The sequence below is a fragment of the Mesorhizobium sp. B2-2-4 genome (genome assembly GCF_006442375.1).
In the GTDB taxonomy this organism is placed as follows: domain Bacteria; phylum Pseudomonadota; class Alphaproteobacteria; order Rhizobiales; family Rhizobiaceae; genus Mesorhizobium.
Map to the genome: position 1 here is coordinate 307820 of NZ_VFWB01000008.1, position 21247 is coordinate 329066.

Consider the following 21247-nt stretch of genomic DNA (forward strand, 5'->3'; position numbering starts at 1 on the left):
TGTGGAGATCACATGCCGTACAAACCCACAGGGCGCCCGAATGGCCGCCCGCGCAAGAACCCGCAGCCTGCTGCCGCTCCAGAGCAGCAGGAAGCCCCGCCGCGCGTCAATCTGGCCCGCGCCCGCGCCCGCTATCGCATGCTGGCCGAACTGGCAAATCCGAGCCCGTTCGTCGTCCCCCTCGATAGGCGCGGCCGCCCTCGCCACAAGCCGCGGCACTCTTCGGTGAAGGTCTGAACAGATGGCAATCACGCCCGTCGACATCGCCAACATGGCCTTGGCCACGCTGGATGAAGCCCCGATCGATAGCCTCGATCAAGATATCAAGGCGGCGCGTCTGCTCAATCTGCCCTATGACCTGACCCGCGAAGCCGAGTTGACGAAATACGCCTGGGTGTTTGCCATCCTCACGGCTTCTGTCGTCGGCAGCGATACCGGATCTGGGGATTGCACGCTGAACTGGGCCTATGAACTCCCGCCCGACTGCCTTCGACCGCTGCCGCTGACCTATGATGGCGAGCCCAATGGTGTGCCGATCTCATGGCGTCAGGAAGCGGACATCATCTATTCCGACCAGTCCAGCCCGCGCATCATCCGCTATGTGGCGAACCTCACCGATCCCAACGATTGGGATGCGCTGTTCACGGACGTTCTCGTCGCAGCGCTTGCGGTCAAGATCGCCCATCCTCTCACCCACAAGGCTGGCATGATCGACATTGCCCGCGCGGCCTATGACAGGGCCGTGGACGCGGCTTTCCGCTCCCAGGCCATCCAGCGCGCCGGCAGGCTGTCAACGTCCTCCTGGGCCATCCAGCGCGGCGACAACCGCTGGAGAGCGTGAGTGGCGACTCTTTACCCGCTTCAGGACACATTCGTCAGGGGCGAGATCAGCCCCCGCCTGCATGCGCGCGCCTCGCTCGATCTCTACCGTGCCGGCCTGTCTCGTTGTGAGAACTACATCACTCTCCCGCATGGCGGTCTGCGCAAGCGCGGCGGGACATATTTCACCGCAGAAGTGAAAACATCGGCAAAGGCGACGCGGGCTATCCCGTTCATCTTCTCGGCCGACCAAGCCTACATGCTGGAATTCGGCGATCTCTATATCCGCGTCTACGCCTACGGCGCCAGGGTGGGCACGGTCGAAGTCGCCACGCCCTATCTTGAGGCTGACCTGTTCGAGCTGGACTATGTGCAGTCCGCTGACCAGATGTGGATCAGTCACCGGGATTATCCGCTCAAGGTCTTGACGCGCACCGCGCACACGACATGGACGCTCGACGATTACGATATCGACGACGGGCCCTATGACGACATCAACGACACCTCTACCACGCTGACGCCGGCGGATTACGGCTCACTCACGCCCAAGATGACATCGAACACCGCGCCTTCCGGCACGGTTTCGGGTATGGGCGGCGCGGCAGATGCATGGTCAGTCTTCGACAAGGATACCAGCACCGCCACAACCATCTCGGGCGCTACTGATGGGTTTGTAGTCTACAGGACAGCCGGCGGCGAACAGGTGATTGTCGACAACTATTATCTGACTGCCTCCACCGGAGGATCTGCCGATCGCACGCCAACGATCTGGGTGCTGCAAGGATCGAATGACGGCGCAACATGGGTGACGCTCGACAGCCGCACCGGCGAAACCGGCTGGTCAGGCGGCGAAACCCGCTACTATGAGTTTCTCAACAAGCTTGGGTTCGAATATCATGCCTTCACATGGAAGGCGATCGACGGCGCCGCTGACAGCAAGTTCGCGGAACTAAACCTCAACCGTGCCGCCGCCAGCCAGACGCCTTTCAACCTGACGGCATCATCCGTCGTCGGCATCAATGGAGGGACCGGGTTCCAGACCTCCGATGTCGGCCGTGCCGTGCGTCTTCTTGCATCCGATGGCCGCTGGCGCTGGGCCAAGATCACCAGCCGCACCAGCACCACGGTCGTTAAAGTCCAGATCAATGGCTTTGCGCTGCCCGATCTGAGCCCGATTTCGCGCTGGCGCCTGGGCACGCTTGTTCCAGGCAAATATCTGGAATCGGGCTCGCTCTATGAAGAGCGCCTAGCCTTCAGTCGCAAATTCTCTCTCTATGCCTCGGCAACTGGAGACTTCAACAATTTCGCGCTGGGCGAGGAAGACGACGACGCTCTGGAATTCTTGCAGGCGGGTGGTGGTCAGGCCAACGACATCACATGGATCGCGGAATCGGACGGTGCGCTGCTGATCGGCACGCTGGGTGGTGTCCGCGCACTGTCCGGATCAGGAATTGATGAAGCGCTCACACCATCCTCTTTCAAGAATCGGCGCTCCCGCACCTCCGGCTGTTCGCGCATCCGCCCCGTCGATGCTGGACAGTCGTTCCTTTACGTGACCCGTTCGCGGCGGTCGATCGCGGAACTCTCCCAAGCTAACACCGGACGCTTCACCTCGGACGATATCGGGCAAATATCCGAGCACATCCCGAAAAAGGGCGTGGTCGAACTCGCCTTTCAGACCGATCCGGATCCGCTGCTGTGGTTCCCGCTCGATAATGGGGAACTTGGAGGGTACACGCATCAGCCTTCGCAGGATGTGAGGGGCATGCACCGGCATGATATCGCCGGCTCGTTCGCGGGTTCGGCCTGGGGCATCGTTGAAAGCGCCTGTGTCACTCCTGGCCAGACCGGAAACGATGATCTCTGGCTGATTGTCAAGCGCACCATCGGCGGCGTCACAAAGCGCTATATCGAGATTAAGACTGCGCCGTTCGAATATGGCGATATCACCGATGCCTTCGAGGTGGATTGCGGTCTGACCTATTCCGGGGCTGCGGTCGGTACTGTTTCTGGCCTATCGCATCTCAATGGCGAGATGGTCGATGTCCTCGCCGACGGCAAGGTCTACAAGGGGCTGACGGTCGCGGCCGGGCAGGTCACCTTGCCGGGTGGTGCAACAGCAGCCAAATGGCAGGTTGGCCTCCCTTATGTGTCATCTGCCGACACGCTGGAGCTTGATGTCGGCGGCAAGGACGGATCGATCGTCGGCCGCCGCAAGAAGGTTGCCAAGGTCATTATGTCCGTGATGGAGACCGACACGACGGGGCTTCAGGTGCAATCCCTCGTGCGCGGCAAATGGGAACCGGTGCGTATCCCCTCGATCGTGGCGCCGAACGGCGTGGCCAATCTGTTCACCGGCAACATCGAAGTGCCGATTGACGACAGTTGGGAAGGTCAGGGCCGGGTGCGCATCCGGCATTCCAACCCGACACCTTGCACAATCCGCGCTTTCACGCCCGTTTTCGATGCCGAGCCATAGGACAGCACCATGTGCACATTCGCCCTTCTGAGCTTGGCCGGCACGGCTGTCTCGACCGTCGGCGCTGTGGCTCAAGGCGCGCAGCAGCAGCAAATGGCCAACATGCAGGCCAAGGCCTATGAGCAGCAGGCCCGCGCCGATGCGCAGGCATCAGCCTTCGAACAGGCGCAGGAGAAGAAGAAGCAGGACTTGCTTCAGGCTCAGGCCCGCGCCGCGATAGGGGCCTCGGGCGTGTCCGCAGCGGGTTCTCCAAGCGAAGTCTTGGCTGCCAACGCCCGGCAGAACCAGATCGACCTAAAGGCGATCCAGTACGGGTCCACGCTGCGCCAGAATAACCTCAACACCCAAGCCGGGATTTCGCGCTTCAGCGGCAAGCAGGCGATGGGTGCCAGCCTGATCAACGCGGGCAGCACCTTGGTTTCGGGCATCTCCAATCTGTATGACCCCAACAAGGCCGTGAAGTTCGGCGGATCGGCGTTCGCATAATGGCCGTTATTCCTCTCCAAGTCGCCAGCCGGTCGCTCGATACCGGCGGCACGGTCCAATATCCGCAGGGTGGCGAGATCGGCCGCGCGCTTCAGGGCGCCGGGGGCGAGCTTTCCCAGATCGCCGCGCATTTCAAGGCCAAGCAGGATCAACAGGACAGGTTCGATGCCGGTGTTGTTGATGACGAGCTTCGCCAGCGCCTTGCCCAAGCGGAGGATGATGCAGTCCGCAATGCCCCTGCCGACGGTTCGGGCATCCATGATAGCGTTTATGGCCAGATGGACGTCAATGGCCGGGCCGTCCGTCCGGGCGCGTTCGACACGCTCTTTGACGAATATGCCCAGAAAGTTCCGGAAAGCCAGCGCGCCAACTTCATGGCGAGCAAGGAGGCGATGCGCCTTGCCGGCTCAAATCGCACGGCGGGCTACCAGCAGACCCAGCGTCAGGCCTATGAGCAGGTTGAGCTTACGAAGTCCCAAGACACCCTGCTGAACGGCATTCTGCAAAGCGATCCGAACGATACCCAGACCTTCGAGGCCTTCAAGCAGAACGGTTTGGACCGTATCGCGGCATCGGGCATGTCGGCTCTCGACAAGGAGAAGGCCGCCTATAACTGGAGCCAGAGCGCCACCAAGGGCCTGTTTCAGGCGATGCTCGACAAAGATCCGAGCTTCGCCGGCAAGGCAAGGGCGGCGCTCGGACTGGCGCCGGTCGCAACACAGGGTGGTGGCGCGGTTAACGCTGTTGTGGATCGGATCATCGGCGTTGAAAGTGGCGGCAGCGCCACGGCGAAAAACCCCAACTCGTCAGCTTCCGGCGTTGGCCAGTTCCTCGATTCGACCTGGGTGCAGACCATCCGCCAGCATCGCCCCGACATCGCGGCAGGTAAGAGCGCGGCACAGATCATTGCGCTGAAATCAGATCCGGTGCTCGGCCGGCAGATGGTCGCGGCCTTCACGCAGGACAACGCCGACTATCTGACTAACCGCGGGCTGGCGACGACACCGGGCAATCTCTACCTCGCCCATTTTCTGGGGTCGCTGGGCGCGGTCAACGTCTTGAAGGCTGACCCAAACGCCTCCATTGCAAGCGTGGTCGGGCAGGATGTTGTGCGCGCGAATGGTTTTCTTGCTGGGAAGACAGTCGCCGACACCATCGCATGGTCAGACAAGAAGATGGGCGGCGCTGGCGGAGGTGCAGTTGACCCGCGTTTCGCCGGCCTGTCACCGGACGATCGGCTGACCCTCGCCAACCAGGCCGATGTGCAGTACCGCCAACAGCAGGCGGCCGAGAAGGCTCAGGCAACGGCGAGCTACACCGCCTACAAGGACCGGTTTGAGATGGGCATTGTCGATGGCTCCATTGCTGATCCGGCGCTGATCCACAACGACAAGACGCTGAACGATGGCGACAAGGCGTCGTTGCTGCGCTCGTTCAATGAGCAGAACAAGGGCGCCCTCCAGCTTCAGGGCGATCTCAGCGCATTGCACGGAGGTACGCTCTCGCTTGATCCCTACGCCAGTGACGACAAGAAGCGCGCCGACAATCTCTACTCGGCCGCCGCCGGCAAGGTTCCGCTGGAGCAGCAGGCAGGGCTTGCCACGACCATCATCCAGCAGACCCATGTGGTTCCCCAGCCGATCATCAACGACATGCGGCGCGGGCTCTCCAGCCAGAACCCCGGCCAAGTTATCGCTGCGGCGCAGACCGCACAGAAGATTTCCAGCTTCGACCCGGCGGCACTTGGCCGGCGCGATGGCGGCTCCGAGGTGCAGAAGGCTGCCGACGACTTCAGCTATTACGTGAAGAAACTAAACCTGTCGCCAGAGGAAGCCGCGCGTCGGATGATCGACAATGCGTCGCCGGAAAAGCAGCGCGACCGCAAGGCGCTGGAGCCGGCGGCGAGGGAATTCGTCAAGACCATGGGCGATGTCGACCTGTCGTCGGAATTCAAAGACGGCGGGATTTTCAGCGGTGCGCCAGCGCTTGGCCTCGACCCGGCACAGGAAGCGGGCATCAAGGCCGATTTCCTCGCCATGGCCGAAGACCAATTCTATGCGGCGAATGGCGATCCCGACCTGGCGAAGAACCGCGCGCTAGAGCAGATGAAGGCCATCTACGGCGTCTCTCGGATGAGCGGTTCGGCCACGGTCGTGAAGTATCCACCGGAGCGGTATTGGCCAAAGGAAGACAGCAGGGGGTTCATAGCCGGTGTAGTGGGGGCCGATGACCCGCTCCGGTATGCCAAGACGCAGCTTCGCAGCGAGATCGACGAATTCTCGGGTCGCGGCCCAGCCGGCCCAATCACACAGTTTGCCGGCAGGGTTGAAGCTGGGAATATCGATTTGGCCAGCCGACCACAGGTGCAAAACCCCGACGGTTCGATCAGCACGGTTCGCTCCATGTCGTTCGAAGAGGATGGCAGGGAGGTGTTGGTCCCGACCGTTTCGCCAGATGGAAAGATTCTGACCGACCAACAGGCGATCGATCTTTATCATCAGACCGGCCAACATCTCGGAAAGTTCGACACGCCCGATCATGCCGATGCTTATGCACAGGCTTTGCACCAGACCCAAGAGCAGTATTACCGTGGTGACCTGGCCATCGATCCCTCGACTGTGCGCCTGGTGACGACACCGGAGACCGAGGCCGATGTAAAGGCCGGCCGTCTTCCGGGGTACGCGGTCATGTGGAAAGACGCCAACGGCAATCTGCAGACAATTCCGGGCAAGGTGTGGCGGCCGGATGTCACGAACATGCTGGCCAATCAGGCGGTGAACCGCACCAAAACCGAAGCCGAGACAACGGCCAACGCAAGGCAGAATGACGCGCTGTATGAGGTGAACATTCTCACCGGTGAGCCCATGCAGCCAAAGCAGCCGGCGGGCATCGCCGCACCAAGCGGTGAGCTCGGCGCCAATATCCCTGCCGATATCCCGGCAAAGCAGGAAGGTGCGGCGCCGCGTCCAGCCGTTGATGCCGCTCCGACCAAGAATGACAACCCGGTGCCTGCCCGTCCGGCCCGAGACACCGCCCCGCAATCCAGCCTGCCATTGACCGATCGGGATTTCGAGGAGTTCCAGCAGCGGATGCTCAGTGCGTCGAGTGCTGAAAAGGCCCGCGCCAGGCAAGAAGCGATCGCAGCCGAGGAGGCAGCGAAGAAGGCCTATGAGGAGCGTGTGGCGCAGCACAAGCGCATCCGGGCAATTCTGAAGAGGGCGCAGTGATGCCATTCTTCGATGAGCAGCGCTCCATCAACGATCTCAGCAACGTTCAGACCGATGAGCCTGCGCCCGATCCGACGGCTCTCCAGACATGGGGCGCGGCCTTCCGTACGCAAAACACGGTCGGCTCGTTCGTCGCTTCCAGCGGGATCCCTGATGCTGGCATCGTTGAAGATGGCTATGACGCAATTGCGGACGCTGCCAGCGATCCGAAATATGCACCCTTTGTCACTTCCTTTGCTGGCATCAGGAACCGCAAGGCAGGAACGGCACAGAAGTTGCGCATTGATCAGGAGCTTCAGGATCAACGCACTTTGGCTGCATCGGGAACGATGGGCACAATCGCGCAGATGGCGGCCGGCGTCGTTGATCTTCCCACGCTGGCGTCGTTCGGCGGCGGCGCGGCTATCAGCGGAGGCTCCAAGCTTGCCGCCGCCGGTCGCGCTGCCCTTGGCGCCGGTATCGACACGACATTCTCGGAAGGGGTTTTGCAGGCCACACAAGCCACAAGGACAGCCGAGGAGAGCGCCTTGAATATCGGCGGCTCCATTGTGCTCGGCGGCGCTCTTGGCCTCCTGGCGGGCCGCTATCTGGACAGCGCAAGCACTCGGGCGCTCTCTACGAAGATTGAAGGGCAGGAGGCGGCTTTTGCCGCGGCGGACCGCGAATTCACCAATATGGGCAAGGGGGCGTCCGCAGGCGCCGCAGCGCGTGATGTCGGCCCACTGGCCTTGAAGGATGAGGCGTTCATTTCCAAGCTTCCGATCATCAACCGGCAAGATCCACTGATCCGGCTCCAGTTGAACGAGATCGATGCCGGCCGTGAGGCAGTGCGCGGGCTTGCCGAAACCCCGCTGGAATATGCCGACAATGCCGCCGGTGTCGCCACAGAGCGCGGAGGAGCAGTCGAAACCCGCATGAAGATGTGGCACGCGCCGCTGGCAACAGCGCTGCGCGAGATCGACACCAGCTACGCCAAATACTTCCATGGCGCACCGGAGCCGAACGCATTCCAGCGCTTTCTTGCCCCGATGCAATCGGAGTTCGACCGCGCACGCGGCTCGACGGATCGATTGACCTATAAGCAGTTCAAGGAGGAAGTCGGCAAGGCGGCATTCTCCGGTGAGCAACACCCAATCGCCCAGGTGGCAGAGGCCGCGAAAATCTATCGCAAACTCGACGATGCCATGAAGAAAGCGGCGATCGAGGCGAAACTGTTGTCGGAGGATGTCTCGGTAAAGGGCGATGTCTCCCACCTGTTCCGCATGTACAACAAAGACAAGATCATCGCGCGCCGGGGCGAGTTCTCGGCGATCCTGAACGATCATTTCATCACGGCTCGCAACGCGGCGGCAGCGCGCGCGGAATCGCCATTGGCAAAGAAAGCCGGTTCGGATGGCAAGATCGATCCGAAGGCTGCGGCTCAGGCCGAACGGGATGCGCAGTTCGGCAATCTCTCCGATGCCGAGGTGAAGGGACTCGTCAATGACACCATCGACAGTATCCTTGGCCATGCCGACAGTCGCATCCCCTACGACATTGCGTCCGGTCCGCGCGGCCCGCTGAAGGAACGCGTCCTGAACATCGAAAGCCGGAAGATACAGGATTTCCTCAACACCGACATCGAGGAGGTCTTGCGTGCCCAGATTCGCACGATGTCAGCGGATGTCGAGATCGCCCGCAAGTTCGGCTCGGTCGACATGGCCGAGCAAATCCGCAAGATCAACGACGAGGCAAATGCCAGGATCGCGACTGAGACGACGGAGAAGGGCCGGCAACGGGTCGAGGCATCGCGCAAGGCGGCCATTCGCGACCTGTCCGGCATTCGTGATCGGCTCCGAGGCCAGTATGCCTTGCCGTCCAACCCCGATTCCTTGGTGCTGCGCGCCGGCCGCTTGGCCCGCAACATCAACTATCTGCGCTTGCTCGGTGGGATGACGGTTTCCGCAATCCCTGATCTCGGTAAGGTGGTGTTCGCTCATGGCCTGACCAGCACGTTTCGCGATGGCTTCATCCCGATGGTGAAGAACTTCAAGGCGTTCCGGCTGGCGGCTCAGGAGGTGAAGGACGCCGGAACCGCGCTCGATATGGTGCTGGACAGCCGCGCCATGTCGATGGCGGAGATTACCGACGACTTCGGCAGGCATTCGGCTTTCGAACGTGGGCTATCATCGCTCTCGACCCGGTTTGGCGTTGTCTCGCTCATGGCCCCATGGAACGCTACCTTAAAGCAGTTCACCGGCCTGCTGACCATGACGAATATCCTGCGGTCTGCCGAACGGGTCGCGGCAGGCAAGGGCACGGCTCGTGATATCCGCAACCTGGCCTCATCGGGCATCGATGCCGATCTCGCCGAGCGGATCACCAAACAGTTCGCAACCCATGGCGACAATCAGGATGGGGTTCTGCTGGCCAAGGCTGGCGACTGGAGCGATATCGAGGCACGCGAGGCCTTCCGCACCGCCGTTGTTAGAGAGGTCGACCGGGCCATTGTCTCCCCGGGGCAGGACAAGCCGCTGTGGATGTCGACGGAACTCGGCAAGGCCGTGGGTCAGTTCAAAAGTTTTGGCATCTCCTCGATGCAGAAAACCATGCTGACCGGTCTACAGCAGCGCGACGCCGCCACGCTGAATGGTGTTCTGGTTTCGCTTGGCCTCGGCGCCTTCACCTATTGGGCAAAGTCAGCTTCGGCCGGCCGGGAGACATCGGATGATCCCACGCAATGGGCCGTGGAAGCTCTAGACAAGTCCGGCCTGACAGGCTGGTTGATGGATGCCAACAATATTGCGGAAAAGGCGACACGGGGCAGGGTGGGGTTTTCGGCCATCACCGGTAAGCCCGTTTCGCGCTATGCCAGTCGCAACGTCACTGGCGCTTTCCTTGGCCCGACGGCGGATGCGGTGTCCGACATCTTCCAGGTCTCGGGGTCGATCTTCGCCGGGGACACCACGAAATCCGACCTGCACAAGGTTCGGCAACTGATCCCGGCGAACAACCTCTTCTACGTTCGCTCATTGTTCGATAAGGTTGAGGCGATAACCGGCGATGCGCTCGATCTGCCGGACACTCGAAAGAAATGATGCTCGCTGCCACCCTTGGAATCCTCGGTCTCGTCTTGGCGCTTTTTTGCGTCGGTGGGTTCATGGAGGGCGACATGGCAAAAGTCGGCAAGTTCGGCGCAGGCTTTGTCCTCTGTGCATTCCTTGCCATCATGACGGGCGCGCCTCATTCCGGCGGCGGGTCACAAAACTGCCATATCGATTGGGACGGTCGCGCCAACTCGGAAGTCTGCGACTAACCACCACCTGAAAATCTGACCTGAAGGCCCTGCTTTGCGCGGGGCTTTTTACTATGGAGCAAGCCTCATGGCCCGACCCGCAACTGCCGCCGTTCGTCTCCTGACCGGCGAGCGCGAACCCGTGCGCTTGGCGACCACGGCGAATATCGACGTCGATGCCGGAGGCTTGCTCACAATCGACGGCGTGCAGACCGAGGTAGGCGATCGCGTACTGGTCAAAGACCAAAGCGATGGTTCGGAGAACGGCATTCGCACGGTATCGACAGGCCAATGGTATCGGGCAGCAGACTCGCGCACCGCGCGGACCATGCAGAAAGGCACCACGGTCCATGTGCAGGAGGGCACGGCCAACCAGGGCAAGACTTTCGTGTTCAACACGCTGGACCCTGTTGTTGGCGATACTTCCTTGTCGATCGTCTTTTACCAGTCGGACGATACGATAGGCGAAGTGAATGGCGCTATTGCCGCCGGTTTGGTCACCATCAGCGCCGCTGAGGCTGACGCGATTGTGGCGATAGAGGAAGCCGGGGCCGATGTTACCGCCATCAAGCCGGCAGACACTAACGCCTCGGGCTTCGGGTTTGTCATCGATGAAGATGACATGGTGTCCAACAGCGCCAGCAAGGTTCCGACGCAGCAGAGCGTCAAGGCTTACGCAGACCTGAAGCTTGCCAAGACATCGAACTTAGCGGATTTGCCAAGCAAGCCGGACGCGCGGGGTAATCTTGCGGTACCGGTCTATGTCTCGACCCGCACGGCGATGAAGGCTTTGACGCCAACGAAAGACCTCGTGGCAATCCTGTACGAGGCAGGCCGAGAAGGAACCTTCGTCCTCAAGGCCGGCTCACCGCCCGTCACCGACACGCAAGAGGGTGTCTATGTCGTCAGCAACACGGCTGGGTTCTACTGGAAACGCATTGACGCCGCCCCCGACATCACAGTGTTTGGTGCCGTACAGGACGGCGTCACGTTAGACGATGCAGCTATCCAGGGTTCTCTCGATGTTTTGGGATATGCCAACGTTCTTGAGTGGAAAGGATCGGCGGTCAAGGTCAACAATATTCGGTTGAAGGATGTTGGAAATCTTTTGCAGGGGTTTGGTTGGCCGAAACTGATTTCAAGTGCCGGAACGGTCCTCAATATCGAGAACAGCTACCAGACAGTGCAAGGGCTCATGATAGACGGAACCTTGCAGACTACCGGCTTACCTGTGATCCGCATTAAGACCGATTTACGAGGCATGACCACCGTCAACATCAAGAGTCTCTACCTGATAAACTGCGGTGCAGGCATCATGGACATGAACAACGGCGCCAATCTTGCCCTGTTCGTAAATATCAGGGATATCACGATGGAAGGGCATCGTGGTTATGGAATTGCCACATGGGACTGCTGGGCTTCTTACCACATAGATCAAGTCGTGGTCAGCAGGGTTGGAAAGACAGGCACGGCCTATAATTCCCCGGCCTTTTACTTCAACGGCGCCGAAGGTATCTTCTTCCGTAATTGCGCACACAACGGGTCAGCGGCGACCAGTGTACAGGCGTTGCAGGATGGGGCAGTGTTCGACAATTGCAACTTTGTTGTTTTCACGAACTTCATCCCGGATCATTCTGGCGGTCGAGGTTTGGTCTTTCTTAGCTGCAACAATGTTAGGGGTGGCGACAGCACTCTCGTCAATAGTGTGGATCATGGCTTTGTGGTCTCTGGCGGTAGCCTGTTCAGTATCTCGGATGTCCTTGCAACGCAGTTGGCGACAATCGGGCTGGCGGCCAAAGACGGCTTCAACCTTACGGGCACGACAACGTTCAAAGGGAAGGGGTTGGCCGCCACCGGCTACACGAGGAATGGTTTTTTAGCGGATGCCTGCACGAAGTTGAACGTCATGGGCGACTTTTCCCTCAACACCGGTCGCGGCATCGTGACTACGGGAGCAAGCTCGGCCAATCTGTTCCACGGTTGCCTCACCGCGTCGAACACAGCCGGCAACTATTCTCTGGTGAGCGCGTCCGATTATCTGCGCGATCATATGGTGAGCGCGGGCACCCTCGCCGATGTGACTGGGCCGGCTACTGCGTAAAAGCGTCTGCGAATGATCGCTGGTGTTGCATTTGCGCAACTGCTGGTGCGGCCTACTAGTGGTAGTCATGTCCTCAATTGGCGAGGTTGCAGGGCATGACAACTCAAGGGCGCAGCGCGGCGCTTGACGGACTCCGGGGCTTGGCTGCCGTTGCTGTAGTTTTTTATCATGCCATCCTCGATCAAAGCGCAGCGACGGTCGCCGTGCTGGATCCACCGATCCAGGGATTGACCTCTTACAGGGAAGCCGCAACCAAGATCGCTCTTACGGTCGCTAACGGCCAAAGTGCAGTCCTTCTATTTTTCGTGCTGAGCGGGTTCGTTCTGAAGCACTCGCTTAGCCGAGCGACTGGTTCAACGCTGTCGATTTGCCGGGAGTTCGTCGTGCGGCGGTTGTGCCGTCTGTATCCGGCGATAATTTTCTGCATGGTTTTTTGCTTCGCGCTGGGTTCCTCATTGACCAATCTTCCATGGTTCGCGGCCAGCCCTCATCTCGCGGCTGCCGCCAACCCTCATCTGGTTTTGCTCAATGCGACGCTAGCAAAAATCACAATGCATGGCGCGACATGGACCTTGCAGGCCGAGGTCTTAGCCGTTCCCTTTGTGCTGCTGGCGTTCTTCGTTGGCAGGAAGTGGGGGGTTCTTGGGATATCGATCTGCCTCGCCATTTCGGTCATGGCGATTGAATCGCCGTTCTTGGCGCTGAACCTCCCGAACATGTCGGGCGTCCTGTTCGCGTTCATGGCTGGAATTTTATTGGCGGAGACCAAGTCGGCAACATTTAACGAGCAAGCAGTCTGGATCGCCGTTGGTTTCTTCCTGTTTGCCAGACTGGTCGTTCCGATGCATTCTACGACGGCGACGATCAGTCAAACGATGCTCGCTTGCTGTCTGGTGTATGCCGCCTTTAGCGCCCGAGCGGGACTATTCTACGATCTTCTGAACGCCCGGTCTTTGCGGTTTCTGGGGCGTATAAGCTTCAGTCTGTACCTGCTCAACGTTCCGGTGATGTGGGTTGTCGGGGCGCTGATAAAGGATATCGGCTTCAGCGAAACCAACCCACTGGAAATGGGTATCCTTCTCGGGGTGGTGACGACAGCGCTCACGTTGCCGATCGCGGACTTTTCAGAGCGTTGGTTTGAACAGGGCGGCGTTCGGCTTGGCCGATATCTTACAAGGCGGCGCGCAATGCTGCCTGACGTATCCTCTGACGTAGTCGCGGCCCCGGCCGAATAGCACCTAATCGGCATCCCGAAACCAGTTCGTCCGCCCGCTGACGAACTCCGTCACCCGTATCCATTCCCCTGATGTCGGCTCCCGACCAAGCCCGGCCTTCACCGGGCCAAGCGTTGCCGCCGCTTCATTCATGCTGCCAGCCTGAACATCGGTGCGCGTCACGGCTTGGCCGCCGCGCATCGTCTCGACCGTGTACCTGACTTTGATATCCCCCATCGGCCCCTCCCGGCGCCGACCATAGCCAAAATTCAGAACCGAACAAGCTGCCCAGCCTTGGGCGGAAAGGACAACCCATGACCGCATCCCGTGAGAAGGAATCGCTTGCCCGCGTGCTGGTTCACGAAGGCGGCTATGTGAACCATCCGGCCGATCCCGGCGGGCCGACCAACAAGGGCGTGACGCAGCGCGTGTACGATGGCTACCGCAAAAGCAAGGGCCTCACCACGCGCTCTGTCAAAGGCATCACGAGCCAGGAAGTGGCAGATATCTACGATCGGCAGTACTGGGACGCCGTGAAGGGCGACCAGCTTCCCCCAGGCGTCGACTACGTGGTGTTCGATGGCGCTGTGAACTCCGGACCAGGCCAATCCATCAAATGGCTCCAGCGCGCGCTTGGGCCGCTCTACAAGGGCGGTATCGATGGCGTCATGGGCGTTGGAACCATCGCCGCGGTAAACGCCGTCAACAACCACGATGCGCTTATCGATCGGATCTGCGATCAGCGCCTTGATTTCCTCCGCCACCTGAAGACGTGGCCAACTTTTGGAAAGGGCTGGGCCTCGCGTGTCAGCGAAGTCCGCTCGATCGGCAAGGCATGGGCGACCGGCGAGACGCCGCAGGCCGCCAGCTTCGTGGATACCGGACAGGCGAAAGCCTTTGTCGAGGATGCCAAGGCGGCACCATCGAGTGCGCCTGCCGATGTGGCGACGGGTGCAGGCGTCGGCGGCGGTACGGTTGCCGGCACGCTGCAAGGTCTTCAGGACCAGCTTTCTCCGCTCTCCTACGCCAGCGAATGGGTTGGCCGCATCGTGGTCATCCTCGCCACCGTGAGCGCGCTTCTGGTCATCGGGGGTCTCGGATACCGCTGGTACGTCAACAGGAAGGCAGCGAGGCTCGCTGAGGCGCTTTCGACGGGGCCGGCGTGATGTTCGGCCTCAACTGGTTTTCCGTGGGCGCTGGGGCCGTTGCAGCCGCTGTGGTGACCTTCGGCGTGATGGCTACCTACTCAGCGCTGGTGACCGTCCCTGCGGTCAAAGCGGAGACGCGCACCTTGGTCCAGGCAGAAGCGCGGCAAAGGGCCCTCGATCTCATCCAAAAAAGGAACGACGACAATGCCGAGATCACGACTTTTGATGCTGCTCAGCTTTGCGTTGAGCTTGGCGGTAAGTGGGTGCAGCCAGACCGCTGCGATTGAAGGCGCTGGTTTTTCCCTGCTGAAGCCGTCCGGGCAGACGCGAGACTTCATCATCAAGAATGACCGGCCGTTCGCCGAAGCGGTAGCGGGCAACAACCGCGCCTGCAAACGGTCGCCGGCCTGCACGAAATAGCGTCGCACCGAGGGCGGGGACAATGCCGACATCTGGAACCAAAAGCCTCGAAATGATGATCGGCGGCCTGCTGCAAGCGACACAGGACATGCAGCGCGACATCACCGAGATCCGGCGCGATATCAAGGACAGCGATGCGCGCGCCGCCCTGAGCTACGAGCAATCCGAACAGCGCGCCGCGTCCAGCCGGGCCAAGATGTATCAGAAGACGGATGAGCTGGTGGAGCGCGTGAGCGCCACCGAGAGCGCGGTCAGCAAGCTCAACGCCGACATGACCAGCGTCAAGGAAGTGACAGCCGAGGTGACGCGCTGGAAGCTGATGGGGCTTGGCGCCTTGGGCGTCACCGGCATGGCCGCCGCTGCCCTGGCTTCGCTCGTCACCGCATATTGGTCAGATATCTGGCGCGTGCTGCGCGGCGGTTAGCCCAGACCACTTGTTACTGCATAACAAATCGCCCGTCTCGGCTCACGCCGGGGCGGGCTTTTTTGCGTTTCTGGCTATGCCTTGATGTTCGGCGCCGGCGGCTTCACGGTCGTCTGCAACTGCAATCTCTCGACCGTGGCGACGATCGCGGCTGAAATCGCCTCGGCCTCGCCAATCAATGTCGGGCCATAGAGCCCGTTGACCATCTCTTCGCTGGGCAGCACGTCCGGTGGGCAATGCTCCTCTATCGTGCGCCTGATCAACTGCAACGCGGCTCGTTCCTCGGGATCGTTCTTCATCAACCATTCCCGCATTCAGGCCGCCTCGGTTCGCCGGGCGGGCTTTCCTTTTATTGGCCGCGCAACATGCCGCAAGCCTTCGCCGCGGCCAGAAACGCGTGCCTGGCGGCCTCTGGCGTCCCGTTGCCTTCCTTGGCCGCTATGCAGGCTTTGACCGCCGCCTGCCATTGGGCGTCGCGCTTGTCCCATGTCAGCAGCTCCTCCGCCGCGGCCTCGACACTGTTCACCTCGCGCGTCACGCCGACGCGTTTCGTCTTGACGGGAACAGGCGGTGAAAACCACAACATCGGCGTGGGATATGTGACGGCGCTAAAATTCGTCAAGGACGCCTTGACGAAACAGGAAATTGTTCCTTTTCTGTTCTCATGGCGCACGAACCGATAGACACGCTGGGCAAGGCGACCCGGCACAACATGCTCGTCAAGGCGGAATGCAGTTGCGGCAACGTCCGCTATCACCGCTCCGCAGACCTGATGATGGTGTTCGGCGGCGGCCGTGACCCGCAAACCCTGAATTTCACCTGCGACCGCTGCAAGCCGACAATCAAGGTCACGCTGCTCGAGGTGCACCCCGAGCACCTTCCCAAGAAGCTCATGATCCACAAGCCGATGAAGGTCGGCGGCAAGATCACCTGGCACACCGAAAGGTTCAAGGGATGAGCGAATGTCAGGAGGGTTGATCGGCAATGCGTTGGACGGTCCAGACGTTGATAGACGGCAAGATGCATCTCCGGGCCTATTGCCACCGGTCGTCATGCAATCATAGCCAGGATCTGGACCTTCAACTGCTGAAAGCCAAGCTCGGGCCGGATGCGCCGGCCATGGCGGACGACCTCATCCCCAAGCTGAGATGTGCCCGGTGCGGCGGCAAGGCGGTTGGGCTGATCTACTCGCCTGACCCGGACAAGGTTTCTGGCATGGGCAGAAGCCACTACGCGAAGGCCAAGGGTTTTTAGATCCAGCCCATCGCCCAAGCTATCCCCAGCATGACAACCCCGATCGCAGCAAGGTAGGGTAAATTGCGTATTGTCATCGCCACTCTCTCATTGGATCGCGGTTGCAGGTCAATCGTCGCGATATTCGAATGGATCGCCACCCGATATGAGCTGGCCGTTGGAATAGTGCAGGGTACGCCCCCGCAAGTGCCATTCAGATTCTTGCTCGCGTAGCTTTGCTAGCTTCGCATCTCTCTCCTCCTTCGTGGCAAACTCCTCCCATACGTCCCAGCTATGGATGTAGGAGACGTTGCCAGAGACAGGAGTTGCTCGCTTCCGTTGGATCTGGAAGTAGGTGCCGTTCTTCGGCGGCGGCGTCGTGTAGCTAAAAGAGGTTCGTGGGTGCATCCAGTCGTCAGCCATCTCTATCTCCTATCCGAACGAAAAGGTGCGGGGAGCCCTAAAGCCTGATTTCGATTTCAGGTTCCGGGTCAGGTTCCGGAAGCTCGATCGCGTGGATGCACATCTCCAGATACTTCGCGAGCGCACCACGTAGATCGAACCATTCGCCCCGAAGCCGATATTCAGAGAATCGTTTGTGAAACTCCTTTTCGCGGCGCTTGCCGCCGGGGAGGACTTTGACGATCCGCGCCTCTTCCGCGCTTCCGGTCTGGAGCGACTTAAACCGAGAACGAAGATTGGCTGAACGACCAATCTTGACGGCGTTGCCAGCCTTCATGAAATAGATATGCCCATGCTCGGCAGGGGGCGGCTGGCGCTTCGGAATTGGCGGTGGAATGTAAGCGGCGCGGCGAGCCTCTTGCTCGGCGTTTATCTCGGCCATGCGCTGTTCGAAATAGCTGGTCATTGGTGGAGCCCTTCACGGGATGATGCGGAACGATACGGGAACATTAGTGTCTAACCGAGGTGATGAAAAGCGCAGAATTGCGCGGTTCGTGCAGTCCCTCCGGGCCCACCATTATCGTTATTTATAGTGCGTTAAATGGTGGCTCGCCACGAGGTTGGCCAACAGGTTTCGCCAAGCAATGGTTTGCGCGTTACCAGCCTTACGACTCGGTCCATGCCCTGCACAGCCAAACGCACCTGCGACGCTTCCCGGGAATAGAGTTCGGCATGGTCGATATCGTCATGGCCGAGAACGTCCATCATCTGCCTGGTGGATGCTTCCGCCTCGGCGAGATAAACCCCGAGTGACTTCCTCAAACCGTGCAGTGTAAGGCCCTTCGGCAATCCGGCGAGAGCGAGGTACGGAACGTCCCGGACCACGAGGTGCAATGTGTCGATCCTCAGGGCGTAGCCCTTTTCAAGCAGTCGGCGGATGTCGTCGTTATGACTGGCCAGTTCGATTAACACTGAAGACCATTCCTTCCTTGACCTTCACGCTGCCACCCGGAGCCAGGATGCCTTCCGGCTTGTGACCGTCGCCGCGGGTGTAAGTTACCGAGTAGGTGATCTCGGGTGCTGCGGATAATCGGGATAAGCTAGTGTCACCACCTCGGCGTAGGTGATGGTGTCCTTCTTCGGGACCTCGTAGGGGCTGCCGTCAACAATGATGGTGACGGTCTTGTCCTTGCCCTTTTCGTTCTCCTGGGTCTGCATTTTAGGATATCCTTGTGTTGAAGCCGCTAACCGCGCGGCGGGAAGGGATCGTTGCCGTAAGAGTTCGAGTCGCGGATCTGCCCGTTGGGGCGATGGATCACCACCTCGCTGTGCTGGTTGATGGCGATGTCTCTTGCCGAGGCGACCGCACCGGCTTGGGTCGGATGAAGCGAAGTGGCGCGGTTATTGCCGGCGCCGAGCACCGCCCACTGACCGTCGCGAGGTACGACATGCTGATTTTTGCCCATGAAAGTCTCCGTTAAGGTTCGTTTGTCCGTCGGCAGGCAGCAGCGGTGCGCCATCATGTGCTCGGAAACGCTTTGGTGGCGCTGCCACAGGAGAATCGTCGCGAATTATCTGATCAGTCGTGGCGAGTCCGCGCCGCCGCGGCATCGGAGACGCGCAAGGTCGGGTGTGTGAGGCGGATGTTCGGCTTGCGCCGGGTTTTGTGCAGTCCTGCATTTGAATAGACGTGCTTTGCCTGCACCAGCCGCCCATCAGGGTGCGGAACTGAGCCAATTCATGAAACCTTGCTGGAAGCGCCGAGGCACTTCGGCCTCTGGCACGTTCCACGAATTGAAGAGACGCTTGCCTGCTTCGGGTCACTGCACGAGCATGCTCGCATCGGTGTGGAGGTCCGATCGACCAGCCGGGCATACTACCAACCGGTGCTAGGGATAGCGTCCAAAAAAGCGCCTAAGTTCGAAGTGCTACTGCATCTCTCCACTTCCGCGACTATGTGAGAAGGATTCAATCTCCTCCAAGTCAATCCTGCCATCGCCGTTCTCGTCGACGACGTCAAATATCCTCCCGATCACATCCTGGATCTCGCTCTGCGAAAGTGCTCCATCGCCGTCGGCGTCCATTATCGCAAACATTATTTTCATCCTGGCCGCGTGCATCATGCGAGGCCCCATGCGATCAGGCTTTCGAGCTATCCTGTCCCCATCGTGCGGCCCTTGCCCTATGTCCCGGTGCCAATCTTGCCGATGCGGAAGCCTTTCTTCGGGGCCGCGATCTCCCTGCAGCTTGTCCTGTAACATCTCGTCCATCATCTGCCGCATCATCTCACGCGTCTGGTCTTCTGTCTGTTTGTTAGGGCCTGGCAGTGGTGTGGATCCAGACTGCTGCGGCGGCGGCTTAAGCTCCGGTGTCCCACTCGTCTGGGCCAGCGCCGGCAAGCTTAACATGACCAAAGCAGCGGCAGCTGCCGTCGTCCCACATTGTACTTTCATCGGATTTTCCTTCCTTGAATGGCCATGCCAAACTTCGGCATCACGGCCAAACTTGCTCCTCAGACTTTGGTTCCGGATGCAAGCTGCACAATAGAAGCTCAAATCGTGAGGTTCGGCAGCTGAAGTACGATGCAGCGATGTCGAGCGACAACATCTTCGGTCATTTGATGGGCCGCCTCGCTCACGGCTGCGGGGTACTCACCGTTTGGCGGGCGCCGACGACGCAAACCGCCGCCGAACTGGAAGCGATTGCATCTTCACACGGCTGGACGCCCGAACCCGTGTTGAGGAACTGTCGGCTTCGGAGACTGTCAGTGGCGCGGCCATCAGACGATTTCCAGACTGCCGACCTTCGCTTGGGTGAGACGCGTAAAGGCTATCGAACGCGCAATCGAGGAACACAAACCACGGTGATCGTTGCTGCCGAAATGGTGAGATAGAGAATGCTCGCAGGCTGCTCCTAAAAAAGATGATCGAACGCCGCTTGGAATGGAACATGCGCTCCCACCACTGCTTGGCGCTCCGCCGGCATGCATTGTAGAGCTTGGCACAACGGGAACCTGCGTTGCAGTCGAAAGTTCTTGATGATGGCAACTCGCCCGATCACGAGCGTGCTCACCTCAATTGGCACGTTGACCTCTCGGCCGGCAGCATTCCTGGTGCTGCTGGCTTACGCGGCCCTTTGGCTATTTCTCGACAGGGCGAGTTTGAACTGGCACGGCGCGGCGACCCTGTTCACCTGGGCCATGACACTGTTCATTCAACGCGCAGAACATCGCGACACGCAGGCGATCCATGCCAAGCTGGATGAGATGTTGCGAACGAATAGCTCGGCATCGAACATCACCAGAATCGATGATGAGGAACCAGAGGAAATCGAAAAGCATCGCACTCGTAAACAGCAGGGCGATTGAGATGTGCCATGCGGACTCGCGGCGCTACGGGCGGGTGCGGACCCAGTGAGGTTTGGCGTAAACCGGGGAAGGCTGCTTAACAGCCTCAAATACGTGGCCGTTGCCGTCATCGCCAGCCTGATCACGTTGCTCAGCATAAACTTGGCACCAGAGCCACGCATTTTGCGAGCGCTTGTCCCGCACCGTTTCGACGCGTCGGATCCCGATTTTGCAAGGAGCATGAGCAGTTATTCGCAAGGACAGCTGTTCGATTCAAACGCAGTACAAACCCTTGTCAACGGAGATGAGATCTTTCCTTCAATGCTGCAGGCAATCCATGCGGCTCGGTCTACAATTGATTTCGAGACCTATATCTATTGGTCGGGGGTCGTCGGTTATGAGTTCGCGACCGCGTTGGCAACCAAAGCCCGGGAGGGTGTCGAGGTCCGTGTGCTCGTTGACTGGGTCGGCAGCCTGCCGTTCGATGAAGACCTGATCGAGATCATGACAAGCGCCGGCGTGCGGTTCCAGCGCTATAGACCTATTCATTGGTATACGTTGGATCGTGTAAACAACCGGACCCATCGCAAGCTGCTCATCGTCGACGGGCTGGTCGCGTTCACCGGCGGCGTCGGTATTGCCGACAACTGGCTCGGAAACGCCCGCAACCCAGA

Annotated in this window: 24 protein-coding genes and 4 pseudogenes; 18 read left to right on the top strand and 10 right to left on the bottom strand. The window is 60.0% G+C overall.

Annotated features, from left to right (window positions below; genetic code table 11):
* The first annotated feature begins 12 nt into the window (after positions 1 to 12).
* The 9 genes from FJ959_RS22335 (at position 13) to FJ959_RS22375 (ending at position 13621) form a co-directional block, all read left to right on the top strand.
* On the top strand, positions 13 to 237 hold the full coding sequence (locus FJ959_RS22335; protein ID WP_140632080.1) for a hypothetical protein: 225 nt from the start codon (positions 13 to 15) through the stop codon (positions 235 to 237).
* 4 nt (positions 238 to 241) lie between these two features.
* Positions 242 to 841 (top strand): hypothetical protein, encoded by a 600-nt coding sequence (locus FJ959_RS22340; protein WP_140632082.1) that lies wholly within the window; start codon positions 242 to 244, stop codon positions 839 to 841.
* Positions 842 to 3298: a hypothetical protein gene (locus FJ959_RS22345; RefSeq protein ID WP_140632085.1), complete on the top strand. Its 2457-nt coding sequence runs from the start codon at positions 842 to 844 to the stop codon at positions 3296 to 3298.
* Positions 3299 to 3307: 9 nt separating this feature from the next.
* Positions 3308 to 3784: a hypothetical protein gene (locus tag FJ959_RS22350; RefSeq protein WP_140632088.1), complete on the top strand. Its 477-nt coding sequence runs from the start codon at positions 3308 to 3310 to the stop codon at positions 3782 to 3784.
* On the top strand, positions 3784 to 7011 hold the full coding sequence (locus FJ959_RS22355) for a hypothetical protein (protein ID WP_140632090.1): 3228 nt from the start codon (positions 3784 to 3786) through the stop codon (positions 7009 to 7011). Before FJ959_RS22350 ends, FJ959_RS22355 begins: the two co-directional genes overlap by 1 nt.
* The gene (locus FJ959_RS32365) at positions 7011 to 10088 is read left to right on the top strand and encodes a hypothetical protein (RefSeq protein ID WP_246678990.1); all 3078 of its coding nucleotides are present in this window, start codon (positions 7011 to 7013) and stop codon (positions 10086 to 10088) included. Before FJ959_RS22355 ends, FJ959_RS32365 begins: the two co-directional genes overlap by 1 nt.
* Positions 10085 to 10306, top strand: coding sequence for a hypothetical protein (locus FJ959_RS22365; protein WP_140632093.1), 222 nt, complete (start codon positions 10085 to 10087; stop codon positions 10304 to 10306). The genes FJ959_RS32365 and FJ959_RS22365 overlap by 4 nt, the downstream gene beginning before the upstream one ends.
* A 67-nt stretch (positions 10307 to 10373) precedes the next feature.
* Complete coding sequence (locus FJ959_RS22370) at positions 10374 to 12386, top strand: hypothetical protein (RefSeq protein ID WP_140632095.1); 2013 nt, start codon at positions 10374 to 10376, stop codon at positions 12384 to 12386.
* A 95-nt stretch (positions 12387 to 12481) separates the two neighbouring features.
* Complete coding sequence (locus tag FJ959_RS22375) at positions 12482 to 13621, top strand: acyltransferase (RefSeq protein ID WP_140632098.1); 1140 nt, start codon at positions 12482 to 12484, stop codon at positions 13619 to 13621.
* Between the two features lie 3 nt (positions 13622 to 13624).
* On the opposite strand, the gene FJ959_RS22380 is transcribed toward FJ959_RS22375, so the two are convergent.
* Positions 13625 to 13837, bottom strand: a complete 213-nt coding sequence (locus FJ959_RS22380) for a hypothetical protein (RefSeq protein WP_140632100.1) — start codon at positions 13835 to 13837, stop codon at positions 13625 to 13627.
* Positions 13838 to 13914: 77 nt separating this feature from the next.
* On the opposite strand from FJ959_RS22380, the gene FJ959_RS22385 reads away from it, so the two are divergent.
* From FJ959_RS22385 to FJ959_RS22395, 3 genes are all read left to right on the top strand, one after another.
* Positions 13915 to 14766, top strand: a complete 852-nt coding sequence (locus FJ959_RS22385; RefSeq protein WP_140632102.1) for a glycoside hydrolase family 108 protein — start codon at positions 13915 to 13917, stop codon at positions 14764 to 14766.
* Positions 14766 to 15035 (top strand): hypothetical protein, encoded by a 270-nt coding sequence (locus FJ959_RS22390; protein ID WP_140632105.1) that lies wholly within the window; start codon positions 14766 to 14768, stop codon positions 15033 to 15035. The genes FJ959_RS22385 and FJ959_RS22390 overlap by 1 nt, the downstream gene beginning before the upstream one ends.
* A 185-nt stretch (positions 15036 to 15220) precedes the next feature.
* The gene (locus tag FJ959_RS22395; RefSeq protein WP_246679044.1) at positions 15221 to 15592 is read left to right on the top strand and encodes a DUF1515 family protein; all 372 of its coding nucleotides are present in this window, start codon (positions 15221 to 15223) and stop codon (positions 15590 to 15592) included.
* A gap of 74 nt (positions 15593 to 15666) precedes the next feature.
* On the opposite strand, the gene FJ959_RS22400 is transcribed toward FJ959_RS22395, so the two are convergent.
* Complete coding sequence (locus tag FJ959_RS22400) at positions 15667 to 15891, bottom strand: hypothetical protein (RefSeq protein ID WP_140632111.1); 225 nt, start codon at positions 15889 to 15891, stop codon at positions 15667 to 15669.
* A gap of 50 nt (positions 15892 to 15941) precedes the next feature.
* Positions 15942 to 16214 (bottom strand): DUF982 domain-containing protein, encoded by a 273-nt coding sequence (locus tag FJ959_RS22405; protein WP_246678989.1) that lies wholly within the window; start codon positions 16212 to 16214, stop codon positions 15942 to 15944.
* A 42-nt stretch (positions 16215 to 16256) separates the two neighbouring features.
* On the opposite strand from FJ959_RS22405, the gene FJ959_RS22410 reads away from it, so the two are divergent.
* Both FJ959_RS22410 and FJ959_RS22415 read left to right on the top strand, forming a co-directional pair.
* Positions 16257 to 16550 (top strand): hypothetical protein, encoded by a 294-nt coding sequence (locus FJ959_RS22410; RefSeq protein ID WP_140632113.1) that lies wholly within the window; start codon positions 16257 to 16259, stop codon positions 16548 to 16550.
* A 26-nt stretch (positions 16551 to 16576) separates the two neighbouring features.
* Positions 16577 to 16846, top strand: a complete 270-nt coding sequence (locus FJ959_RS22415; RefSeq protein WP_140632116.1) for a hypothetical protein — start codon at positions 16577 to 16579, stop codon at positions 16844 to 16846.
* 108 nt (positions 16847 to 16954) lie between these two features.
* Here FJ959_RS22415 and FJ959_RS22420 read toward each other — a convergent pair whose 3' ends face one another.
* The 6 genes and pseudogenes from FJ959_RS22420 to FJ959_RS22440 all read right to left on the bottom strand — a co-directional run bounded on the left by FJ959_RS22420 (position 16955) and on the right by FJ959_RS22440 (position 18693).
* A complete protein-coding gene (locus FJ959_RS22420) occupies positions 16955 to 17248 on the bottom strand; it encodes a hypothetical protein (protein WP_140632118.1) in 294 nt (97 codons plus the stop codon).
* 37 nt (positions 17249 to 17285) lie between these two features.
* Positions 17286 to 17693, bottom strand: coding sequence for a GIY-YIG nuclease family protein (locus FJ959_RS22425; RefSeq protein ID WP_140632120.1), 408 nt, complete (start codon positions 17691 to 17693; stop codon positions 17286 to 17288).
* A 131-nt stretch (positions 17694 to 17824) separates the two neighbouring features.
* Positions 17825 to 18094: pseudogene (locus FJ959_RS22430) on the bottom strand (tyrosine-type recombinase/integrase); the annotation flags it as partial.
* A 3-nt stretch (positions 18095 to 18097) separates the two neighbouring features.
* Positions 18098 to 18199 (bottom strand): annotated as a pseudogene (locus FJ959_RS32630) (hypothetical protein); the annotation flags it as partial.
* 84 nt (positions 18200 to 18283) lie between these two features.
* A complete protein-coding gene (locus FJ959_RS32375) occupies positions 18284 to 18445 on the bottom strand; it encodes a multiubiquitin domain-containing protein (protein ID WP_246679088.1) in 162 nt (53 codons plus the stop codon).
* Positions 18446 to 18471: 26 nt separating this feature from the next.
* Positions 18472 to 18693 carry a DUF2188 domain-containing protein gene (locus FJ959_RS22440; protein ID WP_140495891.1) on the bottom strand — a complete coding sequence of 74 codons (222 nt, stop codon included), beginning with the start codon at positions 18691 to 18693 and terminating at the stop codon, positions 18472 to 18474.
* Positions 18694 to 18718: 25 nt separating this feature from the next.
* Here FJ959_RS22440 and FJ959_RS32380 point away from each other — a divergent pair.
* Positions 18719 to 18823, top strand: a pseudogene (locus FJ959_RS32380) (DUF488 family protein); the annotation flags it as partial.
* 332 nt (positions 18824 to 19155) lie between these two features.
* Here the strand turns inward: FJ959_RS32380 and FJ959_RS22450 are convergent.
* Positions 19156 to 19680, bottom strand: a complete 525-nt coding sequence (locus FJ959_RS22450) for an EF-hand domain-containing protein (RefSeq protein ID WP_140495889.1) — start codon at positions 19678 to 19680, stop codon at positions 19156 to 19158.
* A 221-nt stretch (positions 19681 to 19901) separates the two neighbouring features.
* Here FJ959_RS22450 and FJ959_RS32385 point away from each other — a divergent pair.
* From FJ959_RS32385 to FJ959_RS22470, 3 genes and pseudogenes are all read left to right on the top strand, one after another.
* A pseudogene (locus tag FJ959_RS32385) lies at positions 19902 to 20088 on the top strand (serine/threonine protein kinase); the annotation flags it as partial.
* A gap of 179 nt (positions 20089 to 20267) precedes the next feature.
* On the top strand, positions 20268 to 20594 hold the full coding sequence (locus FJ959_RS22465) for a low affinity iron permease family protein (protein ID WP_140632143.1): 327 nt from the start codon (positions 20268 to 20270) through the stop codon (positions 20592 to 20594).
* A 93-nt stretch (positions 20595 to 20687) separates the two neighbouring features.
* Positions 20688 to 21247, top strand: a 560-nt coding sequence (locus tag FJ959_RS22470) for a phospholipase D-like domain-containing protein (protein WP_246680828.1), incomplete at its 3' end; no start/stop codon positions are given.